The following is a 2,664-nucleotide window of genomic DNA, read 5'->3' on the forward strand; positions in this document are numbered from 1 at the left end:
CTGGAGACGTTCCAGTACAATGGGCGGAATCAGTTGACGGAACAGACGGGCCTGGGCACGGACATCAATTACTGGTACTCGACGACAGCCAACGATGGACGGCTGGCGCAGAAGCACAACTGGGTGACGGGGGAAGAGGAGAACTACACCTACGATTCACTCGGGCGGCTTGCGACGGCGTACACGACGGGCCCGCAGTGGGGGTTGTCTTTCGTGTATGACGGATTCGGCAATAGGCTGCAGCAGAATGTGACGAAGGGTACGGCTCCTTCGACGGTGCAGACGGTGGATACGGCGACGAACCGGCTGAATGGGGCGGGTTTTGGCTACGACTCGAATGGGAACATGACGGGGTGGTCGACGCCGTCGGGGTCGGTGACGGCCTCGTATGATATCGAGAACCGGATGACGCAGATTGTGACTCCGAGCGTGACGGAGACGTACAAGTATGGTCCGGGGAACCTGCGGGTGAAGAAGTTGCAGGGCGGGACGTGGACGTACACGGTGTACGGGCAGGGCGGCGAGGCGTTGGGGACGTTTACGGGGTGCTCGGTGGGCGGGGTGTCGTTCCTGTGCGAAGCGAAGCTGCGGGTGTACTTCGGCGGGCGGCTGGTGCTGAATGGGTGGACGGGTGTGAGGCCGGACCGGCTGGGGAGTCCGGATGGGACGCATGGCCGGGTGTATCCGTACGGAGAGGTTTCGGGGTCGGTGTCGGTGGATCAGGACGAGACTTTCACGACTTATAAACGGGATGTTTATACCGGGTTGGATTATGCTCAGAACCGGTATTATGCGTCGGCTTGGGGGCGGTTTACTTCGGCGGATCCGTACCGGGCGAGCGCGGGGCCGGCTGATCCGCAGAGCTGGAATCAGTATGCGTATGTGGGAAACGACTCCGTGAACTTCACGGATCGGCGGGGGACCAACAGGGCAGCGTTCGACTCGAATATTGTGAATTTTTGTATGTTCTCGGGGACGACGTGGGATGAGTTGGCGTGTCGGGAAAGCTCGGGGCTAGGCGCAGACTGGGGTGGCGGCGGGTGGTCATATGAGGCTTGGCCCGCTGCAACCGCAGGGAGCGTACCAAGCAATAGCTTTGCCGAGCCAGCCGCCGAGGCGAAGAAGAACGCGCGAGATAAGCTTGCATCCAACAGCGACTGCTTTAAGCTGATCTTCGGGCCATCAAAATGGAAGACTGTAGATAGCGCACAAAAAGAGTTGGACTTGCGAGATATCCAATACAAGTTCTTGACGGCCCCAATCATAGTAGGTACAGACAGCGACTGGAAGGTGACTCGTGTGGAGTATGGCGGGAATAATGGTGCCACCATCTTTCTTAACAGTGTACTTTTTCCTGATTCCACAACTCCGAAGTTTGGCAATCTATCTACTCCGAAGAGTACAGTTGACATGTTTAATCACACCTACCACGTGAATTTGACCGCTGTGCAGGTCGAAGAGGCCGTAATCCTTCATGAACTTTGGCATATTGCCGGAGGCACCCGAGATAGCGAAATTGACAGTGATGCCAACAAGCAGTTACTGGTGACGACATGCATGAAATAGGAGTTACTGGAGGAGCGAGGTATCTATTGTCGCTTGTTCCTCGGACGGCCTTTCTAGCTGTGGGCTGGCTTCTACTGGCGAGTACAGGTTGGGCGCAAGGTTTTTGTGCGCTTTCGGTCCAGGTTGTATTTCCCGACGGTCGACCAGGACGGCTGCAACCTGTGAAGCTAGTAGATGCGTCCGGGAAGGTGGTGTTCGAGGAACGCAGCTCGTCCGATACCACGCGAATCTGTGATTTCGGCTTTGGCGAACACACCCTCACGGTTGGGGCAAACTATTGTCACCCGGTGTCGGTATCGGGCTTAAAGCTTCGTCTGGGGGCGCCGATCCGGCTCAAGGTCCACTTACAGGAGTGCCCGCCCGACATCTCGCGCGGCGGGTGTGAGGTGTATTTTCGTGTTGGAGACGCGCAGGGGAAGCCTTTGCCCGGCGTACATGTTCAGTGGCAGGAGGGCGCAGCATCTGAGAACACCGATGAATACGGCCGAATATTGAGGTTCCTGTCCAGACGCAGTTCCGAGACGGCCGTTTTCAGCAAGGAGGGCTATCGTCCCGAGCGGGTGAACGCTGTATGTACCGCAGCGGATGAGGTTGAGGTTGGAGTTGTGCTCACGCAGCTCCGTCAAGGGCCATGGGGGTAAGTGGGGTGAGAACCGATGACTAGTTTGTCAGCAGGGGTTAGGCGCGAAGAACCAAAAGGTCGAGAATGTCTATGACGCGTATGGGCGCGTGACGATGGTGAAGCGGTATCCGGTGTCGACTGGGGCGGAAGACGTGAACCAGCGGACTACGAACACCTATGACTACGATGGGTCGAACTCCTCCACGCGGAATATCTGGGGGCGGCTGGCCGCTGTGGCTGTTCCGGGTGCGGTGACGGAGCATTACAGTTACACGTCAGCAGGTCTGCTGACCAGCAAGATTTCGGACTTCGGCAGTAATGGGTATATGACTCCGGAGGTCAACTACTCGTATGACAATGAGGGCAAGGTCACGCAGATGGTCTATCCGATCTACGGACGACTGAACACCCCCACCACCTATGACATCTTCACGCAACGATTGACCCTGAACTATGGGTACGATGCGATGGGGCAG

2 protein-coding genes are annotated in these 2,664 nt (G+C 57.3%); both read left to right on the forward strand.

Features of this window, described 5'->3' with window-relative positions; translation table 11 throughout:
- On the forward strand, positions 1-1,566 hold a 1,566-nt coding region (locus ACR9Y2_RS40240; RefSeq protein ID WP_435047579.1), incomplete at its 5' end, for an RHS repeat-associated core domain-containing protein.
- 729 nt (positions 1,567-2,295) lie between these two features.
- Positions 2,296-2,664 (forward strand): hypothetical protein (locus ACR9Y2_RS40245; protein WP_435047580.1); only part of this gene is annotated, 369 nt, incomplete at its 3' end.

Origin of the sequence: Paludibaculum fermentans (genome assembly GCF_051172195.1) — a bacterium.
GTDB classification, from domain to species: domain Bacteria; phylum Acidobacteriota; class Terriglobia; order Bryobacterales; family Bryobacteraceae; genus Paludibaculum; species Paludibaculum fermentans_A.